This window comes from Roseiconus lacunae (assembly GCF_008312935.1).
GTDB classification, from domain to species: Bacteria; Planctomycetota; Planctomycetia; order Pirellulales; family Pirellulaceae; genus Stieleria; species Stieleria lacunae.
This window is the reverse complement of sequence record NZ_VSZO01000022.1, coordinates 161,263-187,541: the sequence shown is the minus strand read 5'-3', so window position 1 is coordinate 187,541 and position 26,279 is coordinate 161,263. Positions and strand designations below refer to the sequence as shown.

Annotated in this window: 14 protein-coding genes; 10 read left to right on the top strand and 4 right to left on the bottom strand. The window is 54.4% G+C overall.

Annotation, left to right across the window (positions count from 1 at the left end; genetic code table 11):
- Nucleotides 1–14: 14 nt before the first annotated feature.
- Nucleotides 15–11,879: an Ig-like domain-containing protein gene (locus tag FYC48_RS21930; RefSeq protein ID WP_235034362.1), complete on the top strand. Its 11,865-nt coding sequence runs from the start codon at nucleotides 15–17 to the stop codon at nucleotides 11,877–11,879.
- Nucleotides 11,876–12,568: a hypothetical protein gene (locus FYC48_RS21925; protein ID WP_149498933.1), complete on the top strand. Its 693-nt coding sequence runs from the start codon at nucleotides 11,876–11,878 to the stop codon at nucleotides 12,566–12,568. The genes FYC48_RS21930 and FYC48_RS21925 overlap by 4 nt, the downstream gene beginning before the upstream one ends.
- Nucleotides 12,569–12,705: 137 nt before the next feature.
- Here the strand turns inward: FYC48_RS21925 and FYC48_RS21920 are convergent, their stop codons facing one another.
- Both FYC48_RS21920 and FYC48_RS21915 read right to left on the bottom strand, forming a co-directional pair.
- A complete protein-coding gene (locus FYC48_RS21920; RefSeq protein ID WP_160149696.1) occupies nucleotides 12,706–13,689 on the bottom strand; it encodes an ROK family protein in 984 nt (327 codons plus the stop codon).
- Nucleotides 13,682–14,830: a Gfo/Idh/MocA family protein gene (locus tag FYC48_RS21915; protein ID WP_149498931.1), complete on the bottom strand. Its 1,149-nt coding sequence runs from the start codon at nucleotides 14,828–14,830 to the stop codon at nucleotides 13,682–13,684. Before FYC48_RS21915 ends, FYC48_RS21920 begins: the two co-directional genes overlap by 8 nt.
- Before the next feature lie 439 nt (nucleotides 14,831–15,269).
- Between FYC48_RS21915 and FYC48_RS21910 the strand changes: the two genes are divergently transcribed.
- The 3 genes from FYC48_RS21910 to FYC48_RS21905 all read left to right on the top strand — a co-directional run bounded on the left by FYC48_RS21910 (nucleotide 15,270) and on the right by FYC48_RS21905 (nucleotide 17,616).
- A complete protein-coding gene (locus FYC48_RS21910) occupies nucleotides 15,270–16,085 on the top strand; it encodes a LuxR C-terminal-related transcriptional regulator (RefSeq protein WP_160149695.1) in 816 nt (271 codons plus the stop codon).
- Between the two features lie 581 nt (nucleotides 16,086–16,666).
- A complete protein-coding gene (locus tag FYC48_RS27915) occupies nucleotides 16,667–16,828 on the top strand; it encodes a hypothetical protein (protein WP_160149694.1) in 162 nt (53 codons plus the stop codon).
- A 110-nt stretch (nucleotides 16,829–16,938) separates the two neighbouring features.
- A complete protein-coding gene (locus FYC48_RS21905; protein WP_149498929.1) occupies nucleotides 16,939–17,616 on the top strand; it encodes a 3-keto-disaccharide hydrolase in 678 nt (225 codons plus the stop codon).
- Nucleotides 17,617–17,630: 14 nt separating this feature from the next.
- Here the strand turns inward: FYC48_RS21905 and FYC48_RS21900 are convergent, their stop codons facing one another.
- Nucleotides 17,631–18,713, bottom strand: coding sequence for a redoxin domain-containing protein (locus FYC48_RS21900; protein WP_149498928.1), 1,083 nt, complete (start codon nucleotides 18,711–18,713; stop codon nucleotides 17,631–17,633).
- Nucleotides 18,714–18,933: 220 nt separating this feature from the next.
- On the bottom strand, nucleotides 18,934–19,638 hold the full coding sequence (locus FYC48_RS21895; protein WP_149498927.1) for a class I SAM-dependent methyltransferase: 705 nt from the start codon (nucleotides 19,636–19,638) through the stop codon (nucleotides 18,934–18,936).
- A 308-nt stretch (nucleotides 19,639–19,946) separates the two neighbouring features.
- Here FYC48_RS21895 and FYC48_RS21890 point away from each other — a divergent pair, with 308 nt between their 5' ends.
- The 5 genes from FYC48_RS21890 (at nucleotide 19,947) to FYC48_RS21870 (ending at nucleotide 26,252) form a co-directional block, all read left to right on the top strand.
- Nucleotides 19,947–21,662, top strand: a complete 1,716-nt coding sequence (locus FYC48_RS21890; RefSeq protein WP_149498926.1) for a GumC family protein — start codon at nucleotides 19,947–19,949, stop codon at nucleotides 21,660–21,662.
- A gap of 141 nt (nucleotides 21,663–21,803) precedes the next feature.
- Nucleotides 21,804–23,093: a sugar transferase gene (locus FYC48_RS21885; RefSeq protein ID WP_235034361.1), complete on the top strand. Its 1,290-nt coding sequence runs from the start codon at nucleotides 21,804–21,806 to the stop codon at nucleotides 23,091–23,093.
- Nucleotides 23,094–24,389, top strand: a complete 1,296-nt coding sequence (locus FYC48_RS21880) for a glycosyltransferase family 4 protein (protein WP_235034360.1) — start codon at nucleotides 23,094–23,096, stop codon at nucleotides 24,387–24,389. It abuts the gene before it with no gap.
- A gap of 7 nt (nucleotides 24,390–24,396) precedes the next feature.
- On the top strand, nucleotides 24,397–25,449 hold the full coding sequence (locus FYC48_RS21875) for a polysaccharide deacetylase family protein (RefSeq protein WP_149498925.1): 1,053 nt from the start codon (nucleotides 24,397–24,399) through the stop codon (nucleotides 25,447–25,449).
- The gene (locus FYC48_RS21870; RefSeq protein WP_149498924.1) at nucleotides 25,446–26,252 is read left to right on the top strand and encodes a WecB/TagA/CpsF family glycosyltransferase; all 807 of its coding nucleotides are present in this window, start codon (nucleotides 25,446–25,448) and stop codon (nucleotides 26,250–26,252) included. The genes FYC48_RS21875 and FYC48_RS21870 overlap by 4 nt, the downstream gene beginning before the upstream one ends.
- Nucleotides 26,253–26,279 lie beyond the last annotated feature (27 nt).

Genomic DNA, 26,279 nt, shown 5'->3' with positions numbered 1-26,279 from the left:
GCGTGGGTAGCGTTTTGTCGCTACCCAACCTAACAAGTCTGACGGGTGTACGAGACCCCTATGACGAAGTTCGCGTCGAAGCACTCAACGGCGGTGTGGTCGAGATGGGCACGTCGGTGGAGACGATGACGGTTCCCAGCGGTGCGGTGCACTTTCTGGCCGATGGCGGCTCGGAGTCACTGGCCAGTCAAGTTGATCTTCCGAACTTGACAAGCTTCACGGGGTATTTCAACTACAACTATGCGACGACGGAATCGATTATCAGAGCTACCCGAGGTGGTCAAATTGATCTTGGTTCGAATGTCACGTCGACCACAATTTCCGCCGCCTACGTGCAGGTTCCGCCAGGTGGAAAGCTTACAACAAGCCAACTGATCATTTCATCAAATGTTTCTCTCACGGGAGCGGGCACAGTCGATGGCGATCTTCAAAACAAGGGGGCTACGTATGTAGGGCCAGGCATCGGGACGTTTTCTATTCTTGAAGGTTTCCTGCAACAAGCGTCTGGATCGCTTAATGTTGAAATTGGCGGACTGGAACCTGGAGTCAGTTTTGATCAGCTCGCTATTTCCGGTTCCGCATCGCTTGATGGCTCACTTTCGATCTCTCTGGTGGATGGCTTCGTGCCTTCATTGGCAGATGAATTTAGAATACTCGCGTTTGCGAGTGTGGATGGTACGTTTAATAATGTCATCGGATCTTCTGTCGGCAACAACATCAAGCTGCACCCCGAGATTCGAGCCGATGGTGTGTACCTAGTTGCCGTTGTGGACTCCGGGCCGAAGGTGATTGGTTCGCGTCCGGACGGAGAGACTCGACATTCGCTTTCGCACATCGACGTCTCATTCGACGAACCCATCAAAGCGGACTCGCTGGAGGTTGACGACTTGGTGCTGATTGGCCCAGGTGGGCCGATCACGATCGAGATGGTCTCGTTGCCGACTCCCACGACGGCACGGTTTGCGTTTGCAGACCAGACCGAACCGGGCGACTACACCTTCACCGTCGGCCCTGGAATCAGCGACCTTGCTGACAATCTGATGGATCAGGATGGCAATGGCACAGGCGGTGAAGCGACCGATCGCTATCAAGCAACGATTACATTGACGGTCCCTGATGAACCGGTGGTGTTCACTCAAACGCCGTCCGGAAAAGTCACCACCTCACTGACAGAAATCCAACTCGGTTTCTCTGTGCCCTTGGATTTGACAACAGCCAGGAACTCGGACAACTACACGCTGATCCATCTCGGAGCGGACCAGAGACCAGGCGGTGGCGATGACCAGGAGTTTGCGCTGACGCCCGCTTACACCGAAGCCGCATTGGACGTCGCACTGACACCCGATGCATTCACCACTGGCTTGCCCGATGGTTATTACCAGTTGAAGATTCATTCCGGTCCTACGGGCATTCAAAATGTTGTCGGCGGTCAATTGGACGGAAACGACGACGGAACACCAGGCGATGACTACGTGGGTAACTTCGAAGTCAGCACGTCGGCTGCATCGGTCAGTGTCACCCTTGCCGCCGAAAGCGATAGCGGAATTTCCTCCTCGGACGGAATCACCAACATCGCTACACCTACGTTCGAAGTCACAGTCAACCAGATCGGAACCATCGGATTCGACTTCGACCGTAACGGAGTTCCAGAGCAATCGGTGTTTGCGTCACAGCCAGGAATCTACTCGTTCACCCATTCGATCAACAATGATGGAAGTCACTCTCCCCAAGTGATCTTCCATCCGGCTTACGGAAACCGCCTGATCCGGTCGACCTCACTGATTCTAGACCGAGTCGCACCAACGTTGCCTGATGGGTCTACAACCGAACAGGCGCCACTGCTGCAGCGTGCGGTTACCTTTAGCGAAGCCGTGACTAACAGCGATGGAAGCACCGAACCAGGATCACTGGAATTCTCTCTTTCGGCTCCGGCAGGACAGTCCGTTGTGCTCCGCGAAGTGACTGGAAATGCGGAGTCCTACAAGGTCTCATTCGATCCGCTATTCGTTTCAGGTGACTATCAATTACTGGGGGCGACCAACATCTTTGACTTGGCGGGAAATCAAATTGCAGCCGCTCCTGTCGATGCGTTCTCGCTTTTGGCCGACATGACGAAACCGGTGGTGACGGCGTTCACGCCACTGGGAGAAACCAGTCAGGATGTCGCACAAGTCCGAGTTCAATTCAGCGAGCCGATGGATTTGGCAACGCTAACTGACGAGCGAGTTACGGTGTCTTCTCCAGAAGGTGTGCCCGCCATTTCAGCCGTGTCGATCAACCCGGTCGATGGCAGCGATGTTGCCTACGACATCGCGCTTTCAACGCCGATCAGCCAACCCGGCGATTACTTGATCTCATTGGCAGGTACTGTCGCCGATCTTTCAGGCAACACGCTCGGCGGCAGTTACTCGGCCGCGATCACGATCGACAAAACGGGGCCTCAAGTGACCGCTGCGATTCCCGGAGACATCCAGCACCGTCTGGTCGACTCGATCGAAGTGACCTTTGATTCACCGATCGACGCAACAACATTCAGGAGCAACGATGTTGTGCTGACGGGTCCGTCCGGACAGATTGGCACTGCCCATCCCGTTTCGCTTGGCGGAAAGAAATTCCGAATCACGTTTCCCCCGCAACGGGCCAATGGCACCTACGAGTTCACGATCGGCCCAAATGTCACCGATCTGGCCGGCAATTCGATGGATCAGAACGGCAACGGAACAACTGGCGAAACCGGTGTGGATTCCTTTACGCATACATTTGCCATCGGGCTGCCGAACTTGATCGTTGGCGATCCGATCGCCACCTTGGACTTACAGGACAGCCCCGTTTCTAACGTCCAGATTGGTAGCAAGTTCCGTGTCAGTTGGGTCACCCAGAATGTTGGTGCGTTTGTCGCCAGTGGTGAAGTCTCAGATCGCGTTTGGCTGTCTGCTGATTCGAATTTGGATAGCGGCGACCAACTACTTGGATCGTTCGCTCTGTCGGGAGGAAACCAGATTCACCCCGATGGGCGATACTCAGGGCTGCTGACCACATCAATCCCATTGACATCTGAAAGCGTTGCTGGCGATTTCTACATCCTGGTGCAAACGGATTCAGTTGGTAGAGTCACGGAATCCAATGAACAGGACAACGTGCGAGCGGTTCCGATCCAGCTAACGCTCCCTCCGCTACCGGACCTGGTTGCTAGCGAGATTGTCCTGCCATCATCGGTGATTCCAGGTCAATCGTTCGACCTTACCTGGAAAGTCGACAACATCGGAGACGACGTCGCGGAAGGTCCCTGGATCGAACGAGTCTATTTGTCGAACCACGCCGATGGGCAAAATCGCCAGTTGATCGCGAGCTTTCCACGTTCCGGAGATCTGACACCTACCGCGAACGCCATTGTTCGGACTGAAAGCATCAGTTTACCGCGACAAACTCTTAACGGAGACGTTCACTTCATGATCGAAGTCGACTCTGGTGATGCGGTCTTTGAATCTGACGAGGCGAACCAGTTTGCATCGCTAGGCACGTTGAATATTCCGGCGTCATTGAAACTGGATTTCCCAGTGGCTGAAGTCGCCGAGGGTGGAAGTCATGTCCGTGGAACCATCACGCGGAACGGCGATGTCTCTTTGCCGCTGACCGTTTCGTTGGATGTGTCGGTTGCCGATCAGCTCTCCTTGCCTTCCACCGTCACCATTGCTGCCGGACAATATGCGACCCGATTCAGTGTCGCAGCGATCGATGAGTCGGTCATTGACGCCGATGTATTGGTTGCGATCCAGGCAACGGCAGACGGCTATCCATCGTCAAGCGATTCGCTGACCGTCATCAACAACGATTTTCCGACCCTTGACTTGGTGTTCTCTGCGACGACCCTCGCGGAAGGCGATGAAGTCACCGCCACGATCACCCGGGGAGCCGTCGCGACGGAAGATGTCATCATCCGCCTGGCGTCCAGTGATCTCGCTCAACTGAATGGGCCGGCAACCGTGACCTTGCCAGCAGGGCAGTCCTCCGTCGAAGTCACCTACACGGCCGTCGACGATTTACTGATCGAGTTACAAACAACACATCAAATTTCCGTATCGGCGAATGGTCACACCGGCGACGCGGAATCTGTGATGATCGAAGAGAGCGATATCCCTGCGTTGACGATCGAGATGCCGAGTACGCTGTCGGAGGGATCGATCGGGCCGTCGGTGATCGGTCGTGTCTATCGTGAGACGGTCAGTAGTACTGCCGTTGTGGTGCAATTAGAAGCATCGCATCCCGATCAAATTTCGTTGCCAGAATTTGTGACCATTCCTGCAGGTCAAAGTTATGGGCAGTTCGTTTTTGCGATTTCCGATGACGCGGTGGTCAGTGGTGATCGCACCGTCAACGTGACGGCGCAAGCGTTGCCAACCAATGGACAGTCTCCGATCGAATCGACGTTGGTAAGCAAATCGATCTCGATCCTGGAGGATGACGGAGCCGTGTTGGCGGTCAGCTTTGATCAACTGTCGGTCTCCGAGGGTCGCAAGACATGGATGACGGTGAATCGAAACACGGAAGACCTTTCCTCAGAAGTCACGGTGAACGTTCAAGTCGATGACGATTCGGAGTTGGTCATCACATCACCGATCGTGATTCCCGCGGGTCTGGAAAGCGTCCGTGTTGAAGTCTCTGGAATCCGAGATGGCGTGATCGACGGCGACAAGGTCGTGACTGTCACGGCTCTAGCCGATGGCTTTTTATCGGGCACAGGCACGATTGTCGTCGCCGATGGCACACTTCCCGACTTGGAGGTTGTGGCCCTGTCGCCGTCGAAATCGATCGCGACAACCAATGAAACGATTGATGTTTCGTGGACGATTCGGAACACCGGGTTTGCACCGGCCAATGGAATTTGGACACAGCGAGTCTTCATTTCCGATGACGCCGCAATCGGCAACGATGTTTTGGCGGGGCAATACACGTACACGGGGCCGCTAGGAAAAGGCCAGTCCTATGATCGGACCGTACCGGTGCGATTGCCCAGCCGTTCGGGTCAGTACTGGATCGTTGTCCAAACCGATTCGACTCAATTGATCACCGAAGGTTTGGAGACCAATAACGCCGCCATCATTGCCAGTGCGATTGACGTTCAGTCGGCGTACACGGCAACGGTTTCCACGGAAGTCGAAACGGCTCCGGCGGATACTCCGGTTTTGTTGACCGGAACAGCGACCAATACGGACCAGACACCTGCCGCCTTCAAGCAAGTCAGCGTTCATCTTTCGGTCCGCGGCACCAAGCGTGTCTTCCCAGCAATCACGGACGCGGCTGGCAATTTTTCATTGACCTTCAATCCACTCCCCGGTGAAGGCGGCACCTACACCGTCGGCGCGGCGCACCCAGGCGAAGACACCGCAGCGGTCCAGGACATGTTCCAACTCGTCGGTATGCGAGCCGAACCACCAGCAAATGCGATTTCCGTCAAGGAAGGGGCTGCAGCAACATCAAGTTCGATCACGCTTCGCAATCTAGCCGATGTTCCGTTGACCGGTTTATCGGTGGAGGTAGTTGATGCAGCAGCGAACCTTCAAGTGACCGCGGTCGCTGCTGGTAACGCGACGACGATTGATGACCTAGAAACTCTTGAGGTTACCTATAGCGTTTCAGCTTCGGACTCGTCGGTTCGTAATTCGCAGTTTCAACTTCGCATTTCCAGCAACGAAGCCCCCGACGTCATTGTTCCGATCGATGTCCGCGTCGTGCCCCTTGTTTCCAGATTGGTCGCAAACACCAATCGGCTTTCGACCAGCATGCTTGTCGGCGACCAGACCGTGGTGGAATTCACGGTCACCAACGGCGGGGGCAAATCAAGCGGCGAGTTGGAAGTCTTATTACCTGGCGGAGCCGACTGGTTGAAGTTGGCCACGGGCAACACCTTGCCGGAGCTAGCTCCTGGCGAGTCGGCTCCTGTCACTTTGTTGCTGACTCCGCCGAGTGACTTGGGTTTGACCGCCTACAACGGCAGCCTGATCGTCCGAGGGGTGGATTCCGAGTTCGAGATGCCGTTCAGCTTCCGCGCGGTATCGGAAGGGACAGGTGACGTTCAGATCACAGTGACGGACGAGTACTTCTATTTTGCAGAAGACAAGCCACTCGTTTCTGGGGCAACGGTCCGGTTATTGGATCCCTTCACAGGCGTGGTAATTGCTTCCTCTGACCAAGCTGCGCCGGCAAGTACCAGCCTTGCCGCATCTGCAGCCGAAGGCGAAGCGACAGTGTCAATCGATACCGAAGGCCGTGTCACGTTCATCGGGGTTCCCGAAGGCCCATACTCGCTGGAAGTTAACTCGGACGACCACGAGTCCTATCGAAACAACATCCGAATCGAAGCAGGCGAGCTGAACGAAAAGCAAGTCTTCATCTCACGCAACCTGGTCGAGTACACCTGGACGGTGGAGGAGATCGAGATCGAAGATCGCACGCGAATCACGATCGACGCCGATTTCGAAACCAATGTTCCAGCACCGGTTGTTACCATAGATGGGCACATCGATCTCAACGAACTCAGTATAACTGGCCAGGAAAAACAATTTGATTTCACAATTCGAAATGCAGGGCTTATTGCGGCTGAAGATGTGGCTTTTGAATTTGGCGATCACCCATACTACAAAATTATCCCACTGGTCCGAAACATCGGAGTGCTACCAGCGCAAAGTGAAGTCAAAGTTCCAGTTCTAGTCAAACGAGTTTCTCATGAAGAGTTAATCAGCACCAGCCCACAGGCTGGTGCATTGGTTCACGCCGCCAACAATACATTTGGTTCAGATGAAATCCCCTGTGAAATTGAGGCTCGGTTAGTTTGGTCTTACATTTGCGATGGACCGGTTCAGCGATCTGCCCCGATCGCTGTCGTCAATGTTAGTGGGACCTGTGCAGCGGATAACACACTTCGCAAATCTGGGGTGATACGCTCTGGTGCTGTGACCAGAGGCGGTCCAGGGGTCACTCCAGTAGAGATTGTCAATCGGCCCCAAGAATGTGGATGCAGCTACGACCTTATCGATCTTAAAATCCGATCATTTATTCCTTCCCCACTGGTGTACAACCCCGAGACATTTCCTTCGTGGATTGGTCCACACACGACTTTTAGCGGAGACAATCGCACGGAGTTTTCCTACTCCGCTGGCAGCCACCGTGGTTCACACCAAGTAGTTGTTTCGGTGGACCCTCGTTTTCCGGCCGGAATTGTGTGGCACGATCCAGATGTAGGAGAGTCAACGCTTTATGCAGGAGGAGATCACGTCGATGGAAAACCATGGTGGTGGTATGACAATCCAGGCAACGCAATTAACAAACGGACTGAATCCGAAGACGGCCTATCAATCAACGCGATTAGGATCAGTGAAAACCAGATACTTGTGACCATGATCAGCGACATATCGAATCCTCTTGCGTTAGCTGCGCCGGCAATAAATTACACGGTGAATTTTTTGGTGACACAGTATTGCAACTCGCCTCCCCGGGTATCGTTTCAGGGTACGCATGATGGATTCCCTGCATATGAATTATACGTTCAGCGCGAACGAATGCACGAGTACACACCAGAAAGCATATTTGGCCCGTTTCTATTGTTCCCAAAAGAAGACATTTCATTTTCTGGGGTTTGGTCGCCCTTAAGTGTTCCTGCAAAGCAAGTCCAGGACTCACAGATTGCGTTGGCACCGTTTTCGACGACACCCGCGACTTGTGCGAGTGTTACTATTAATGTTGACCAGACCGTGTTGGCTCAACGGACGGCATACGAGGGCAGCCTGCACTTCAGGAATAACACAAACAGTATCGTTTCTGATATCTCTTTTGATGTCGTGATCATCGATGATCAACTTCAACTTTCAAACGACAGGTTCTTAATCGAACCTATCTTCATGAGCGGTGTGGACAGCAACTCCGTTCCGGCGGGTTCCGCGATGGAATTTCGTTGGAGAATATTGCCATTTTCGGATCACCTTCAGTCCGAAGCTTTGACATACCTAATTGGAGGAAGCCTTACTTACACAATTAACGGTCAACAAGTCTCAGTTTCGTTAGACGAAACTGAGATTGTCGTGCAACCAGAGGCATCACTGCAGTTAGACTATTTCCTCCAACGAGACGTGATCAGTGACGATCCGCATACGGTGGAGGTTGAATCAGCGGAGCCGTTTACGTTGGCGGTGCAAGTTCAAAACAACGGCGGTGGGGCGGCGCGAAACTTGCGAATCGAATCGGCTCAGCCTCGAATCGTTGAGAACGAAAAAGGGCTCTTGATTGATTTCGAAATCACGGGCACTCGCGTCAATGGGGAAGAGAAGCGGCGCTCGTTGACGGCCGGATTCGGTGATGTCGGGCCGGGTGAACTGGCGATCGCGGAATGGGAGATGGAGTCGACGTTGCAGGGGCTGTTCGTCGACTACAACGCGACCTTTGAACATGTTTCTGGGCTGGGCGACAACCGATTCAGCTTGATCAAGGATGTTCAAATTCATGAACTGATCCATGTCGCCAATGCGGCGCAAGTAGACGGGGATGACGGTTTGCCGGACTTCCTGGTGAACGATCTTCCCGACCCGAGCGACCTGCCCGATACGTTGTATTTGTCCGATGGAAGTGTCGTGGAAGTTGGCTTAGGGACCGCCACGGCAGTTGACGCGCCGCCCGTGATTGATGATTTGCGTGTCGCGGTCACGGCGGAAATGGTCGATGGGTGGTCCTACTTGAAGATGGATGATCCGGGCAACGGGCAGTTCAGCCTGCTGTCGGTGCTGCGTTCCGATGGGACCGAATTGCCGCTGGAAAACTTCTGGCAAACCGATCGTACCTTTGTCGGTGGCGGCTTGCGCCCGGTCTTGGAAGACAGCATTCATTTGCTGGACTACAACAGCACCGGTAGCTACACGTTTGTGTTCACCAATGGCGACCTTATCGGCCCGAAAATCGCAGGCTTTGCTGGCGTTGATCCGAATCCGACGACACAAGCGATCAACCTTATCGATGTTCAATTTGATGAAACGCTTGATCTAGCCAGTTTCGATGCCGGCGATGTTACTTTGACCAAAAACGGTGTCGCGATCGATTTGGCTAATGTGACCATCAGTCCGCAAGGCAACGATACCTATCGCATCGCGGGACTCGGCGGAATGACCAGTGATGATGCGGTGTATGAGTTGTCGGTAAATCTGGCCGGACTGACCGACCAGGTTGGCAACGCGGGAATGGGTACCGAGTCGTTCCGCTGGGTCAAAGGCGAAACGGCCCCGGCAATCCTTGGATTGTCAGGAGTTCCGTCCGGGCTGACGAACGACATTGCCAACACCATTGACGTTGAATTTTCCAAGACAATCGACGCGTCAAGCTTCTCGGCGGCGGACCTGTCCCTCGCACGCGACGGTGTAGAAGTCGCCGATAACGAAATCACGGTCGCACAACTCGGCGAGCGAACGTTCCGAATCGGAAACCTTAGCCGTTTGACTTCGGCAGACGCCGACTATCGTTTGACCATCGACGCAGAAGGGGTGCAGGATGCAGCAGGGCTTCAGGGGGTCGGTAGTGCGATCGCACAATGGACGTTGGATTCGACTGCTCCCGTGCTAATCCAGGTCGTCCAGCCACCGACGAACCCTCGCAATATTGTGGTGCAGCAGATCGACCTGTTGTTTAGCGAACCGATCGACGTGAGTTCCCTGGACGTCGACGACCTTTCGTTGGTTCGATCCGGTTCCCCCGAAAACCTGATCGCAGGCGATGCTCGGGTCAGCTTCGAGGACCGTGGCAACAATCTCATTCGCGTTCGAGGTCTCAATTGGGTACAGGCCTTTGTCTCGGATCCACAAGTCGCCGATTTCACTTTGTCTGTCGTTGCGGCCGGGATCATGGATCCGGCCGGCAACGCAGGCATCGGAACTACTTCAGCGACATGGACGGTTGACTTGGACAAGCCGCTCGCCGCAACGAACCTTGAATTACGCACTCTCACCGGTCCTGTCGTCAACGGCCAAGTCAATGCACGAAAGGCGACCGTCACCGGCACCCTCGCAGAGCCAGGATTGTCGATTTCGATCCGATCAACCACCAACGATACCGAGCTTGCTCGAAAGACCATCACAGGGACCACGTTTGAGATCCCCATTGAATTTCCGTCCTCGGGTAGTCAACGGCTGCAAGTCCGTGTGGTCGATCCGGCGGGGAATGTTGCCGATACTTTTATCGAGGATCTGTTCGTTCGAGACATTGCACCTTCGATCGATTCCATCGATGGGTTGCCGGGCCAGTTCACCAATCAGCCCCTTGGCGATCTCACGATTCGGTTTGTTGACCCCATCGTTGCAGGTTCTTTGACGACCGCATCGCTATCACTGAAACGAAATGGCGGCGTCGAGTTGATCGGAGCACAGGTTGCCATTACACCTGATAGCGATTCGAAAGTGTTCACGATCGATGGGCTTGGCGGTCTCACCGAACTTGAAGGCCGCTACGATTTGTTGCTCACTTTGGACGGGATCACCAATGCATCCGGTTTAACCTCAACCGGGACACTTGCATTTGACTGGATCACAGATCTGACTTCGCCAAGTAGTGCCGTGTCCGCACTTTCGGCAACTCAAGCACTGCCCAGCTTTGTCATTGGTGTGACCGGATCGGATCCGGGGATTGCCGTCGACGTTGATGGAGCAGGTATCAGTGCGTACGATCTGTATGTCTCGGTCGCCGGGGCACCGTTTGAGTATTTCGAAACGCTACCGTTCAGTGCGGCTTCGACGACTTTTGTTGGCGAAGAGAATACCGAATACCGTTTCTACAGCGTCGCCAGAGATTCGGCCGGCAACGTCGAACCACCACCTTCTGCTCCCGATACACAAACCACAATTTCTCGTCTAGGTCCGGCGGTCGATGCATTGGGAGTGCAAGGCGTGCTGACCGCGCGTTCGTTTGTTGACCGAATCGAGATTGAGTTCGAAGGACAAACCAACCTGGATGATTTGATCGCCGATTCACTCATGAGTTCCGCGTTCACGTTGACTCATTTAGGGATGAATGCCAACACGGACGAAGCAAAATCAATCGAAATCAGCGAATCGCAATTCCGTTATCAGTACGACTTGACGATGGACCGGGGGCTGTTGATTTGGTCGTTGGACTCCTTTGCGAGCAGCACAAGTTCACTGGAGGACGGGATCTATGTCGTTGAATTGGATTCATCGCTGATCACGGATGTCGCGGGCTTCCCCCTCGATGGCGACGGCGACGGTACGGGAGGAGGCACCTACCGCTATGAGTTCCACCGACTCGCCGGTGACGCCGATGGCAACGGATTCGTCGGGCCGACCGACATGGCGGTCGTGTTGGGGTCGTTGGGCGCAACTCCTTCATCGAGCAAGTGGAACGAAAACATGGATCTGGATCGCGATGGCCGAATTACCGTTCGTGATCGTGTCTTGGTTGCTCGAGCATTGAACCGAGGGATAACGCCCGCAGGTTCTGCTTCCATACCTTCGGATCGGTTGACCCCCTTTGATGTTACAGTCGATGGTGAAATTTCACCGCTGGATGCACTCGCGGTTATTAATCAGATCGCAAGATCAGAAAGCGGCGTGATGTCGGATCGCGAATCCACCATTGATAGAACGGGTGTCTATGACGTCAATCGTGATGGTCAAGTTTCTCCGGTCGATGCGTTATTCGTCATCAACCAGCTGGCCAGAATGAGTGCGGCGGACAACGATTCCAATCTTGGATCTGCTGCTGCGAACGATCACAGAGAAGCCACTGCAATGTTCGATCTACTGAAAACGCTACCGAGTACCGAACAAGTAGGCGATGACCTCGAAGACGAGATACTGACAATCCTTGCCAACGATTCCGCAACACAATGAATAATCTCAGTGAGCCAAATCGAATTTTTAACGACGTATTTTCAATCAAATTAGTCGTCTTGTTCAGCGTGTCAGCCATCTGGACGGCTTCGGTCGTCGCTGCGCCGGTGCGATTACTGAACGTTCCCGAAACCTATAGGCCTGGAGGAACTTTTGAGTTCAATGTGATCTTTCCTGAGATGACGGCTTTGTCTGCGTATCAGGTTGATCTCTTTCTTTCCAGTGATCAAGGGCAAGCGGGAATTGATTACTCTGTTTCCGTAGTCACACCCTGGGCCACTCATACCGGATATGTTTTTCCGTCCGAGGATTTTTTTGGGTTCGGAACGGACATCGAAAGTTCAACCGTTCAGCGTGTGAGTGTGGCAGACCTCGATTTGGCCGGTGTGGACGTTGTATTGGGACGTAACGACCGGGTTGCGAGAGTAAGCGTGATGACCTCAGCTAGCTTCGCTGGCGATTTGCAAGTTAAAGTAGATGCGGATGCCTTGATTTTGGATGGTCCCCAATTGATGCCTACGCCCGTAGAACAATTCGAATCGATCTACAACGCCACGATTGCTCAGTCATCCATACGTATCGTGGCAATTCCAGAACCGCAGGTGTTGGGCTTGCTTGTTATATCCGTTGTGATTGGAACCATGGTTTGCAGATCGAGGACCCGTGTTTCGGCAGTACGAATTAACTGATGATGATCAACTGAGATCACATTTTCGAATATCAATCCCAAGTTGGTTTAACTTGGGATACATCACTTAGTCATGGGCTACTGTGACAGTCGGAATTAACAAGGTAAGGCGGACGGATTGCGATGGAAGAACAGTCTCTATGCGGAATCAATCGCCAATGCGATCGCGCCACGTAGGCCGGCGTCGGCGGACAACGTCGAACAAATGACCTCAATCTGATCGGTTGGAAACATTCTTACACGGGTTTGAATTTGATTTCGAACTTCGTTAATCAGTCGGTCACCTAGTAGCGATACTCCGCCTCCGACAACGATCGCATCGGGATGAACCATCGAAACAACATTCGCCGCGCCGATCCCAAGGAACGCTGCGGCGCGCCTGATCGCTTCGTCGACTAAGGTGTCATCGTCGGCGGCTTCAGCCATGGTTTCGGGATTGACCCGATCGCAATGACCGTCCGTGAGCTCGCGTAACTTTGGCGCCAGTCCACTGAGCATCAGGCGAATGCCTTCGGCGGTGATCGCAGGCCCGCTTGCCAACGTTTCTAAACACCCGCGATTCCCACAACCGCAAGGAAGTCCATCGGGAACGATTGTTTGATGTCCGAGTTCGCCTGCCGCGCCCAGACGTCCTAAGTGCACTTTGCCGTCGATCACCAACCCGCCCCCGATACCGGTTCCGATCGAAAAGAACGCGAAGGTGGCTTCGGGGGTCGACCTTCCATAGCCAAAACGCAGTTCACCGAGCGTCGCCGTTCGCACGTCATTGAGCAACTTGACCGGACACCGAAACGTATCGGCCAACTGCTCGGCAACCTCTATGTCGCGCCACTGCGTCGGTAGATTAGGCAGGAACTTTGTCGTGCCGGTTACGATGTCGACCAGTCCGGGGACTCCCATCCCGATCCCTTTTAACTGCTCGACCGGATGATCCGCTTGATCACAAAGCTGCCGAATCTGATTTCGAATTGATTCGATCACAGGGGTGGGGCGACCATCCGCTTGCGTTGACACCGTCGCTTGTTGCATGACGTGACCGGCTCGATCGGCGATCGCGATCTTCGCCGACGTGCCGCCTAGGTCAATGCCGACAAACCGAGGTTGCGAACTTGACTCAGCCATCGGCATTGACCGATTGCCAAGCTTGCTTGCGATGACTTTTCAAGATCGCTTCGCAAAGCAGGACTTCGTGGTGTCCGTCTTCGAACGTCGGGAACGGTCGCCGAGCCGGGCGATCTTCGCTGGCGATGTAACCATAGAAACTACGGAATAGTTGCTTGAAGGTATCGGGGAAACCTTCGTTGTGACCGCCGGGAAAATTGGCGATTTTCCCTGCCTGCTGCGACATCAAAGTCGGATCACGCAACAACGTTTCGCTGGGTTGGTCTCGATGACCGATCCAAAGCTCGTTGGGAGATTCGCTGTTAAAGGCGAGCGTCGATTGGCTGCCTGCGATTTCAAACCGCAAGCAATTCTTTCGCCCCGCCGTGGTCTGCGACACCCACAAGCACCCGTTCGCACCGCTCGCGAAACGAAACATGACCGACCCGCAATCTTCGGTCGTGATCGCGACGTCTTCGGTATCAGCCGCATCCGGTCTGTCGCCCGAAAAGGTTTGCGCACCACCGACGGGCTTCTGACGTGTCGGATAGATCGTTCGCAAATCCGCGCAAACATCGGTGATCTTTTGCCCGGCAATGAACTGAATCAGGTCCAGCCAGTGCGTCCCAATATCGGCGATCGCGCGCAGTTCACCACCGTCATCTGCGAGAACACGCCAGTTGAAGTCGGTCGGTTTGAGCAACCAATCTTGAACATAAGATCCCGTCACATGATGGAAGTCACCGACGCGACCTTCGGCGACCCGTTGAGCGGCTTCGTGGCAAAGGGGGTAGAAACGAATGTTGTAGGCGACTCCCGCGACCGTACCTGATCGCGAAGCCAATTCGACAAGTTCTTTTGACTCGACCGAGTTCATCGCCAAAGGCTTTTCGCAAAGCACATGCTTCCCGGCCAACAGGACTGCCTTGGCTTGTTCGAAGTGCAGCCGATTCGGCGATGTCAGATGGATGCAGTCAACAGCCGGATCGGCGAGGGCTTGATCAAGTGTCGTGATATCGCAAGGCAAACCTAGTCGTTCGGCCGCGGCGATCGATTTTTCGGCCGATGAACCGACGATCCCGACGACTTCGACACCCGCACGGCGAAGGGCTTCGACATGTACCGGTCCGATGAACCCGGTTCCTACAACGATGGCTTTCATAGATGACTTGATGGCGAAGGGGGAAGGCAAGTGATGGCGGTTAGACGCAAGTGTGGGCGAGCTGCCCTCAAAACGCAAGCAGCGGGAGATTCCACCACGACCTTGAGTGTCGATGACGGTGAACCCTCACTGTCGATGGGCGACATCGCGAGGACTGCCCCTACCCCACCTTTGGATCGTTTACCCGCGTCCGTTTTCCCTCGCGTGAGGGTTTGACGCTTTGCTTTGTCGGTAGCCCGACCGAGTCAAACACACGGGCGTGTTCCACGCAGCGTGAAATGCGCTTGCGTGGGTTACGCCCGTGTAAGAGACGCTATCGCGGTGAGTGAGGGCGAACGCTCATACAAGCCGATGCAACAGCTGACCGGCGGCCTTTCAGATTCGGGTGTGACCCGAACCCGCCTTTCCATCCATCAAGTTCTGGGGTAACGAACGCATGATGAATCAGGAACCTTCCATGGGCTACTCACCGGCGTCATTGACACCGGTACGGCCCGTCGTCTTTGCCGCGAGCAAGGACTCGGCATGGCTTTCTCGCGTGGGCCAAGCGGCAAACGCAGAGGGCTATCGTTTTCAGACCTCCCCGTCGATCACGTCGCTTGTCAACCAAGCCGCGACGACCGAAGAGATCGCTTGCATTTTCCTGGATTACGATCCGCGAATGCAACAGTGGTCAAGCATCGAGCAGCTGCTGTTCGAAAAGAACGTCGCGGCTCCGGTTGTGCTCGTCCTGGACGAAACCAGTGGAATGTCGGCTTCGGAAGCTGTCGCGCGGATCGCACATGTGGTTGCGTTCAATAGTATGGAAACGCACGAGATCGTTGACTCGGTTCGTGACGCCGTCGCACTAAGCAACTTGGTGACGCATCAGTTCGATGTGCTTCGATGCCATCGACTTTACCAGACCCTTCCCGAACGCCAACGTAAAATCGTTGACTTCGTCGTCGAAGGTGCTCCCAACAAACAGATCGCAACCAAACTTAAGGTTTCGGTGAAAACGATCGAGCGGGAGAGGCAAAAAGCGTATCGTCACCTGAATGTCCGAAGTACCGCAGAGATGACTCGCGTGGTCATCCTTGGTGGACTGCATGATGTGATCTTCCCGGTCGCTCGATCACGCAACAGTCTTGTCGATCGACGTATCGATCAGCGTTCACTTGAACCGACGAAGAGTTCAAACCTATCACCGACGACGTCGATGATGCCTTCGATGAACCCTTCGAGTGTTCCCACGAACACTTATGGATCCATTTGAACGACGGTCCCACCGTCACTGCCAATCACGACACCGTCGTCAGTCAAGTTGCGTGATCACGCAATGAGTTTACAAGCACCAATCCCCGGTGTGAGTGAATCGTCACCGTCAGATCCTCTTCGGTGCCGAGCGGAAAACCTTCCGCAATGTTTTGTCGGGCCGGCCGTAAACCCCGAGGCGGTCGAAGCCCCGATGAATACCATCACGATCTTGTCCGCATCTTGTTTACGGACATCAACAGAGTTTGCTGGATTGACCGATCAGGCGCTTGCCCGCGTTTGAGTCGTCTTAAGAATCCATGGCGAACAACGATGCCTCACCTGGCGTCGCGAACCGTTCGCAGCGAATCGCCGCAGCCGAACGTTCACGTCAACTCAATTGAATGGCGGCCCATCAACTGTCTTGCCGTCTAATGCTCCGTCTAGACCAAATGTTCGGGTTCGGATCATCAGCCGACGGGCGTTAGTTAGCCCCGGTTATTGCACCGAAACCGTGGCTAACGCCATGCGGCTAATACCAAAATCAAAGGTTGACGAAGCACAGGTCGTCTTGCCTCGACCGACTCTGCAGCCAGACCCCCGTTGATCTATAATGATCGGGTCCGATACGTCCTTCAGGAAAAGCATCCGAGTACGGTCTGCGGAAGAGTCGTCGATGACGACGGTTTGCTTGAAGCAAACGACATCGAGGACAACGAAGACAGTGCAGTGCTGAGTGCTTCGTTTCAGTTTAAACTCGGCTGATCTTGAATTTGCGACGGAACATCGCGCAAGTCGACTTGTGGCCGAACCCCGTTGAAATGCTGTAACTTTATTCCCCCCCCGAGTGTTGATACCCTACCGGAGTTGATTTGATGAAACACATCTTTTCTCTTGCCCTGCTCGTTGCCGCCGTCATTTTGGTGAACCCCGTTTCAGCCGAAGAGGGCTGGACGTCACTTTTCAATGGCGAGTCACTCGACGGCTGGAGCGTCAAAAGTGGATATGCAACCTACGAAGTGGAAGACGGCGGCGTGATCGTTGGCAAGACTGCCGAAGGAACCAAGAACACTTTCCTCTGCACCGACGACGAGTACGGCGATTTTGAGCTGACCTTCGAAGTGAAGTGCGACGAAGGACTGAACTCCGGCGTCCAAATCCGCTCGAAGTTCAAGAGTGAAAAATTTGCCGATGACTACGGCGGTCGGGTCTATGGTCCACAAGTTGAAATCGAAACCGGACCAGGACAAGCCGGTTGGATTTACGCCGAAGCCACCGGTCGAGGATGGCTGTCCCCCGAACCGCAGTCAAAAGACAAGTCCGTCAACCAACACGATCACTTCAAGACCGGCGAATGGAACAAGTACCGGATCGTTGCGAAAGGGGCAACGATCCAGACGTTCATCAACGGCCAGCAAATCGCTGACCTCACTGACGAAAAGATTTACGAAACCCATCCCAAAGGCGTGATCGGCTTGCAAGTTCATGGCATTCGGTCGGGTGCCGGTCCTTTCGAAGTTCGCTGGCGAAACCTGAAACTGAAGTCGCTGTAGGCGGCCTTCCGGGTTCAGTCTTCCTCGGCGAGCAGCAGTTCGATCGTTTGTCGCATCTGTTGCTCGCCGGGCGTTTCTTTCCAATTCAGCTCGCCCTGCCACCAGCGACGTAGGTACCCCTGCTTGTCGATCAAATAAACGGTCGGCCACATCGTGTTGGACCATTGTTTCCAGTTAGCCGACTGGGTGTCCATCAACACCGGGTACTCGATGTTTTCACTCCTCATCGCGGCGGCGACCTCATCCGGTTTGCGTTCGCGCGACGTCTCGGGCGTCTGAATTCCGATGATCACCAACCCCTCATCGGCATAGTCGGTTTGCCAAGCGTTGTAGTGCGGCAGATTACGACGGCAGTTGATGCACTGAAACGCATAAAAATGCACGGCAACGACCTTGCCACGCAAATCCTCCAGATTTATTTCGCTGCCCTGAAGCCACTGTGCGCCTTCGAGCGTCAATTCGGGCGCGACCGGGTACGTTCGTTGGACTTTCGAAAAGTCGAAGCTCTCTCCGGTCAAGTCAACTAACTTGATTCGCTGTTCGGTGGATAACCCGTCGGTCAATCCTTTCCGCTCGACCTGCTGTGCCTGTTTGACTTTGGCCGCTGCTTTCTTCGAATCAATCTCGCCGGCATTCACCTTTTCCCGCATATCCTTGACGACGGCATCAGTCTTTCGAAACGTGTCATACAATGACTGGCGTTCGGTTTCATCGATGCCCAGCGCTGCGGCTACCTGATCGCGGACGACCATCCGTGTTCCCAAGGCTTGGTTACGTAGTTGATCAAGACGCTTGGTTTGTTCCGCAGTGAGGATTCCTCTAAGCGAATTCTCAAGTTGTTCGGTGAGCGCCCCGATCGTTTCGATTCGCTCTTCGACCGGTCGAATGCGGACTCGAAACCAAGGACCGTCGATCGGCTTCAATGCTTCGCGAATCTGCTCGATTTGGTCACTCGAGAGATTCAGCTCCTGATGGATCGCGTTGTCACGAACCATCTGCAACAAGACCGGCTGGGTTTCCGGCTTTTGGGCAAAGACGGAGGTTACGTGAAATGAAAACGTTGCCAGTACGATCGCCACCAACAGTTGCAGTCTCATAGATCTCGGGCCTTGGATTAGAAGGTGAGGGCGTGAAATCGATTGACAGACCTCTCCATCAACCGATGTCTGCCTACGCGAACCCGATGTTCATGCGTTGGGCTCGCGTTCTCTTGTTAGGTTGTCAGCTGGAGGCGAAGCTGATGAGGAATTATCTAGGCAATGAAGATCGGCGGGATATCTCCGCCACCCATTTTAGCGTCATCGAGAATTGGCGCCGCTAGGAAGGCTTCACCCAATCGATCGTCCAGTGACGATCGCTGGTAGCGTTGATCGCCGACGCGGGGATCCCAAGTGGCTGAGCTAATTCCTGAATCTCCGCTATGGTGAGGGCCGCGTGTAATGATTGTCGCAACAGTTGCTGCGCGTATTCGGTCTCGCCTTCGCCGTGCAGTGCGACAAGCGCTTCGACCGAGGCTTCGTCTGCCGGTCGCACCAGATCACGCAAAAACAACCGACCTCCCGGGGCAAGCACATGCACCGCACAGCGAAGAAACGGTTCCGGGTCGGCGATGTGGTGAAGCACCGTATTGGAAATCACGGTGTCGGACGACCCAGGTTCGAAATGGTCAAGAGATTTGCAGTCGGCGTGTTCCAAAAATACGCGGCCTTGCACACCACCAAGTTCGATCTCTATCCGAGCCGCTTCGAGCATTTCGACACTCAAGTCGACTCCCATGACCTGGACGTCCTCGAGTCGCTGGCAGAGCAGGATGGCGATCTCACCGGTACCGCAGCCCAGATCCATCACCTTGGGACCGACCGGCCCACCCGCTTTCAAATCGTCAACGAAGGCATTGTTGACCGCTTCGTGATTCATCTTCTCATATTCACGAACTTCTTCAGCGGCATCCATCGCTTCCGGCTCTAAGGTCCTCTGAAGCTTGGATTCAGATTGGCTGGTTTGGGGGGGCGGCTGGTTCATGCTTAAGAGGTCTGTTTTATCAAGGGCAAGAAAACCGAACGACTTTACGTTCCGATTTGTGGCGGTGATGCACACATACTCAGCAAAATCCGCGTAACTATTACCACTACCCAACATTCGTTAACTACAAATAGTGATCGCTAACCGACCACTGGACGTCACTGAACGGACGACTAGCCTGTGGCGACCGGTCGGATCACGTCAGTCCGGCGGTTTGTGAGTCCGCCGGGTGGCAAGATCATTGCAATTACAAAGATTTTTCCGTCGCCGGCGAAAACGCAATCCTCACCATACGACGCGTCGAAACTATGAATTCAAATGTTGTCGATCCGAGTGACGGTCGCAATGGCCAACACCTCGGTTTTCACGAACGACATGAGGCACGCGCCGTTTCGGTTCAGGGTGAAGAAGGCGAATTCTGGGCATCGGTGACCCCCTCAGATCTTCTACAGAATGCGCTTCGACACTGGCCGTCGATCCTCTTAGTCACGTTGTTCGTTGCCTCGATCACGGTGGCATTACTGATCGTTTGGCCGAATCGCTATGGCAGCGATGGCATGCTCTATGTCCGACTCGGACGTGCCGCGGTTTCGGTTGATCCGACGGCTCAGAATGCCGGCGCCGGTGTTTCGATTCAGGAAACCCGTTCGGCCGAGATCCAAAGTGTGGCTCAGATGATCGCCAGCCGCGAAATCGCCGAGCGCGCGGTCGAGCAGATTGGTGTAGAGACGATCCTTCAGCCCCGATCTTGGGTTGATCGTTTGTTTGATAAAGTCGACGCGTTGTCTTCGGGCACAGCACCAGCGTCGGAATCGAAGTTGCCTCTTGACGAAGCTACCGCCCAACTTCGTCGCGAAGTCGCGATCAAACGCGTTCGCAAATGGCTTCACATTGACGTGCCTAAAAACGGCTATGCGATTGCAGTTTCCATCATCGGTCCGGATCCGTTTCTGGCCCAGGCAATCACTCAATCGGTGATGGATCACTACAAAAACTTCCATGTCGAAGCGCACCGTAGCGACGGGTCATTGGAGTTTTTCAAACAGCAAGTTGCCGAGAGTCGTGACCTCGCGACCAAAACCCGTGAAACGCTTCAACGCGCCCGTAGTGACGCCGGTTGGACGAGTATCGAATCGGCGGAGACAACTTTGAGAGAACGAATCATCGCCTTAGAAGTCGCCCTCGATGCGACCGAAGGTGAGTTCGCCGAAGCTCGCCAGCGGCGTGACTCGTTGCAAACCCTTTTGGCGTCGACCGAAGAATGGATTCCGACGGAAGTCACCCGCGGCATGGCCAATGCGGCTAGCGATTCGATGAAGACACAACTCTTTGATCAACAAGTCGACGAAAGCGAGCAACTCGCGACGCTGCGGCCCGAACATCCACGCTTTCGATTGCTGCAAGAAAAAATGGCTCGCAGTCAAAACATTGTCGCTGACGAAGCCAAAGAACGTGAACTTCGTCGCGAAGCCTTGAACCCACTTTGGCAACAACTGGAAAGTGAACTGTCACTCGCAAATGCCAAGGCCGATGGCCTTGCCAAGAAAAGCGAATCGCTGGAGTCGCGTTTAGCGATGGCGAAAGAGTCGTTGCTGCAACTCAACCAAGATGCCGTGGACCTTGCGCGACTGAAGTGGGAAGCGGATATTGCCGAGGAAACGCTGCTCGAACATTCGCGAAGCCTCGAAGAGGCCCGCTTCGTTTCTGAATTAGACCGCAACAACATGTCCGATGTGACTGTGATCCAAGACGCGTCCTTAAATCTTAAAAAGGTCAGTCCGTCACGTGCGTTATTGGCAATCGTCGGCGTGATGCTTGGGTTTGCACTGGGACTCTTTCAGGCTTTGTTGCGACATCCGATTCGTTCGGCAACGCATCGTTCAATCACATCTCACCCGCACAATTCGGTTCCCCCACGCCCACATTCGGCGAGTGAATTATGGCACGACTCCGGTGACATACGCGGTGAAACCGAACCCAGTGACCGTTCCATGGCCGAGCCCGTGCCGGCTCTACCCCGCTAGCTCCCTTTTTACTTCACCAGCTTCGCCGACCAGGCGGCATAGAAACACAACGCGAGCTGACGCTTTCTGGGCAAACCGGATGGCGATTCGCAGCACCATCGATCAACGACTGACATCAAGACGCCCAGCAAGTATTGCCCCGTGATCGGCAAGTTTATCCTCCGACACCTACGACCTCCGCAAACGCGTGATCCTGACGCGCTGATTGGCGGAATTGAGTTTAATCGCGAAGTCGCGCGCGAACGATTGCGTGCTGTCCGCCGCGCGATTCCATTTTGTGTCGTGACGATTGATCTGGCGATCGAGCAATCGGAACGCCGACGCCGCATCAAACGCTCCGAGCAGAGATCCTCTGAGCAAAAACTGCGAGACATCCTTCGCTATCGAGTCCGCTCGACCGACTACAAAGCACAACTCGGCCCGCAGCGATTTGCGGTCCTGCTCGTCGACACACCGGAGATGGGCGGGCGGGCGGCCTTGGATCGGATCGAGTCGCTTTGTGAATCTCGTGGGCTACAAGCACTGCTGACGCTGAAGGTTCACGATCCAGATGGCTTTCATTCCAATGATAACGGTCAAGACGTTCGATCGAACTTGACAGACTTCGGCGGCCGTCGGCGAAACGATGTAAGCGACTCGTTTGATTCAACGGAGATTCCCTGGTCACCAGTGGACTATGGAAGTTCGGAATCCGACGGGGTAGCGTGTGTTGCGTCCCCACCCCGGACACTTCGCTCGGAGCAAACCGCAGAAACGCGTTTAGCCGGGCGACGTTGTCAAACGTCGGTTCAATGGTCACTCAACGACGAGAACGTTTGCCGTTCCAAGATACGTCGTCGGTGGAATAAACGTATGCTAGACGTTGGTGGTGCGGCGGTGGGGTTGGTCGTGCTAAGCCCAATCTTTTTGGTCGTTGCGATCGCGATCAAATTGACCAGTTCCGGGCCTGTCTTCTTTCGTCAAATTCGTGAAGGAAAGGGCGGTCGACCGTTCGTCATTTTGAAATTCCGCACGATGGTCGTCGATGCCGAACAACAACAAGACGAGCTAAAATCCGCGAGCCACCGCGACGGACCGGCCTTTAAAATCAAGAATGATCCTCGAGTCACCGCTGTTGGTAAGTTCTTGCGTAAAACTTGTATCGACGAACTTCCACAACTGATCAACGTCCTGCGTGGGGAGATGTCGCTTGTTGGTCCGCGGCCGTTGCCATGGCACGAAAGCCAAGCGTGTGATCGTTGGCATCGTCGACGCTTGGACGTTAAACCGGGGATGACATGCCATTGGCAAATCGACAAAACGGCGGCAACCACGTTTGATGATTGGATGCGATTGGATTTGCAATACGTCGATCGTAGCTCCACTTGGCAGGACTTGCGACTGATCGCGAGGACGACGGTTGTTCCAATGACGGGACGGGGAAGCGATTAAGTGTCCGCCCATTCCTCTTTGCAAGCTACGGCGAATGCGTCGACCGCCGAACCGGGCGTCGACCGGGAACGGTCATTCGATTTGACCGGCCCTTTGCCAGCACGCGTCGTCTTTTTGACCCACTATATACCGCTCTACCAAGTTCGCGTGCTTGAGGAGATCGCTCGCCGAGTTCGACATTTCCATGTCCTAATTAGCACCCCGATTGAGCCGAACCGCCAGTTTGAATTGGACTGGGGAAGTTTGGACGTTACGGTTCAAAAGACTTGGACTTTCCAACGTCGCTGGGATCATCGCGTATCAAAGCATCCGAAAGATTCTGCCCTCGGTGGCTTCTCTGATCCGTTGTATGTTCACGTTCCTTACGACACTCAGCGACAACTGAGACGATTCAATCCCGACGTCGTAATGTCGTTAGAACTTGGGGCGAGATCACTTGGGGCGATACGATATTGCAGACGCTCCCCTCGCGCTAAGAGTGTTCTGTGCACGTACATGAGCGAACATACCGAGCAAAACCGTGGGGCGTTACGGGCAAAGCTGCGTCGATATTTGGTCAATCAGGCTGATGCGTTGACCTACAATGGGCCGTCTTGCAAACAGTATCTCGAATCGATCGGTGCCGACCCAAGCAAGTTGCACCGCTTGGCGTATGCCGCCGACGATCGGTCGGTCTATCGTGGGGCCGTTTGTCGCAAAGAATCAACGGTCCGATCGCGTCTGCTTTATGTCGGTCAATTGTCTGAGCGCAAAGGTGTGCTGCCGATGCTTCGACAACTTGCCGACGACTGTCTCGAAAACCCACGACGTGAGATCGAGATCCGGCTCGCCGGCGACGGCCCCCTCCGCGACTCAATCGAACGCTTCGAAGTTCCGCAGAACCTTTGTGTCCGGTTGCTAGGGAACCTTTCGCCATCCGAACTAGCAAACGAGATGGCTCTGGCCGGCGCAAGCATCGCTCCGACGCTCGCGGACGAATGGCTGCTCGTCGTCAACGAAGCCTTGCAAGCTGGTTTGCCGATGATCGGAAGTAAGTACGCCCAAGCGACGACCACTCTGATCAAAGATGGCGTCAATGGCTGGCAGTATGATCCCTGTCAAACCGATCGCTCGCATCCGGAATCACTTTCGATGGCACTCGAGCGATACTTTGAACTTTCAGATCAAAGTATCGCAGACATGCGGTCTAACTGTCGTCAATCGATTGGGCACTGTACTCCGCGTTGGGCTGCTTCGGGAGCGATCGAAGCCATTTCCGCCGTGATGCACAGTCGCCGCGACGAGCGAAAGTCATGACATGCTGATGAATCCTTCCACCACGCATTCGCGAAAACCAATCGCTAGCTTGTCGATCGACTTCGACAATAAGTGGGCGTACCTTCGAGCCGCCGGACGCACCCCTGCCCGATCCAGCGCGGACGAAAGAAATGCTGACGTTGAACCGTGTTGGGAATCGTGCGATAGCTACCTTGGTGTCGTCTCTGAGCGAGTCGTCGATGTACTCGGCGAATTTAATTTGCCGCTCACCGCTTTCATCGTAGGACGCGATTTGCAAAACGATTCAGACGTTGAGGCGATCCGGTACCTCGGCTCCTTGAGAGAGATTGAGTATGCCAACCATTCGCTCAATCACCTTCCTTGGATGCACACACTAACGAACGAGGAAATCGAATCGGAAATCATGACGACGGATCGATCGTTACGGCGATCGCTTGGGATTCGTCCGCAAGGTTTTCGTGGGCCAGGATTTTCCTGCCCGGCCGAGGTCCTCTCCGTACTCATCGCGAATAATTATTGTTACGACGCATCTGTGTTTCCGACATCGATCGCACCGATCGCTCGAGCTGTATTTCTGGCCAGGACAAAACTGAAAGGCGAACAAAAAGAAAAGGCGAAGAAACTCTATGGCGGATTCGCTTCGATGCGTCAGCCAAACCGCCCGTTCCGTCGTTCGATCGAAAGCGACGGTCTTTGGGAAATCCCGGTGACGGTGCTGCCGTTGTTGCGAACACCGATTCACTTCAGTTACCTCACTTTTCTCGCAGGCTTCTCAACACTAGCGGCCAAGGCATATTTTCGTTCGGCCCTTCGGCTTTGTCGGATCACCGGAACAGCACCCTCGCTTCTGCTGCATCCACCTGATTTCTTGGGTCACGAAGATGACCAAGACATGGCTTACTTTCCGGGGATGAAATTGGCTCGTCAACCGAAATTGGAATTCGTTCGCTGGGCCTTAAAGTTGTACTCCGATACGTTTGACGTCCGCACGATGATCCGGCAAATCGAACGACCGACGGCGATGTCTGAACTTGTCGATGCCTCGCCGGTTCATTCAACTGAGTCGATGCCATCATGATTGATCTTGGAAAACACAATGTTTTAGGCATCGAAGTCAATGCGATCGATTATGACGCGGCGGTCGGTCGAGTCATTGCAGCGGGTAAGCAAAGGAAAACGATGGCCGTGACGGCCTTGGCCGTCCATGGCGTGATGACAGGTGTCAGCGATCAAGAACATCGTTATCGACTGAATCAGTTTGACTTGGTTTGTCCCGATGGACAGCCGGTGCGTTGGGCACTCAATTGGTTGCACGGCTGTGAGTTGTCTGATCGTGTTTATGGACCGAACCTAACACTGCATCTCTGTCAGGCGGCCGCGGATTCTGACGTGTCGGTGTTTCTCTTCGGCGGTACAGACGAAATGCTGCGGGAATTCTCTACGACACTTGGTGATCGATTCCCCGGTCTGCACATTGCCGGGATTCGCGCCAGCGAGTTTCGGACGCTCTCCCCTTCCGAATGCGATGCGCTGGCCAAACAGATCAATGACAGTGGCGCGGGCATTTGTTTCGTCGGGCTCGGTTGTCCTCGGCAAGAAGTGTTCGCCTATGAAATGCGCAACAAGATTGAGATGCCGATGGTCGCCGTCGGCGCGGCCTTCGCGTTTCATGCGGGGATGCTTTCACAAGCCCCCAATTGGATGCAGCGTCATGGACTTGAATGGCTCTACCGACTGGTTTGCGAACCACGTCGGCTGTGGAAACGCTACTTAACGACCAACCCGGCATTTTTGTTTCGACTCGGATGCCAGAGGCTCGGATTACTTCATCGACAAGTGGACCAGGGACGTCAGCCTAAAACGACGATTCGGTTCGGATAATGCTTGATCGCGCCGCGCCCGACACGG

Excerpts from the sequence above, each read along its gene's own strand:
- FYC48_RS21925 (WP_149498933.1), top strand. The coding sequence starts at position 11,876 with ATGAATAATCTCAGTGAGCCAAATCGAATTTTTAACGACGTATTTTCA.
- FYC48_RS21920 (WP_160149696.1), bottom strand. The coding sequence starts at position 13,689 with ATGGCTGAGTCAAGTTCGCAACCTCGGTTTGTCGGCATTGACCTAGGC.
- FYC48_RS21915 (WP_149498931.1), bottom strand. The coding sequence starts at position 14,830 with ATGAAAGCCATCGTTGTAGGAACCGGGTTCATCGGACCGGTACATGTC.
- FYC48_RS21910 (WP_160149695.1), top strand. The coding sequence starts at position 15,270 with ATGAATCAGGAACCTTCCATGGGCTACTCACCGGCGTCATTGACACCG.
- FYC48_RS21905 (WP_149498929.1), top strand. The coding sequence starts at position 16,939 with ATGAAACACATCTTTTCTCTTGCCCTGCTCGTTGCCGCCGTCATTTTG.
- FYC48_RS21900 (WP_149498928.1), bottom strand. The coding sequence starts at position 18,713 with ATGAGACTGCAACTGTTGGTGGCGATCGTACTGGCAACGTTTTCATTT.
- FYC48_RS21895 (WP_149498927.1), bottom strand. The coding sequence starts at position 19,638 with ATGAACCAGCCGCCCCCCCAAACCAGCCAATCTGAATCCAAGCTTCAG.
- FYC48_RS21890 (WP_149498926.1), top strand. The coding sequence starts at position 19,947 with ATGAATTCAAATGTTGTCGATCCGAGTGACGGTCGCAATGGCCAACAC.
- FYC48_RS21875 (WP_149498925.1), top strand. The coding sequence starts at position 24,397 with ATGAATCCTTCCACCACGCATTCGCGAAAACCAATCGCTAGCTTGTCG.
- FYC48_RS21870 (WP_149498924.1), top strand. The coding sequence starts at position 25,446 with ATGATTGATCTTGGAAAACACAATGTTTTAGGCATCGAAGTCAATGCG.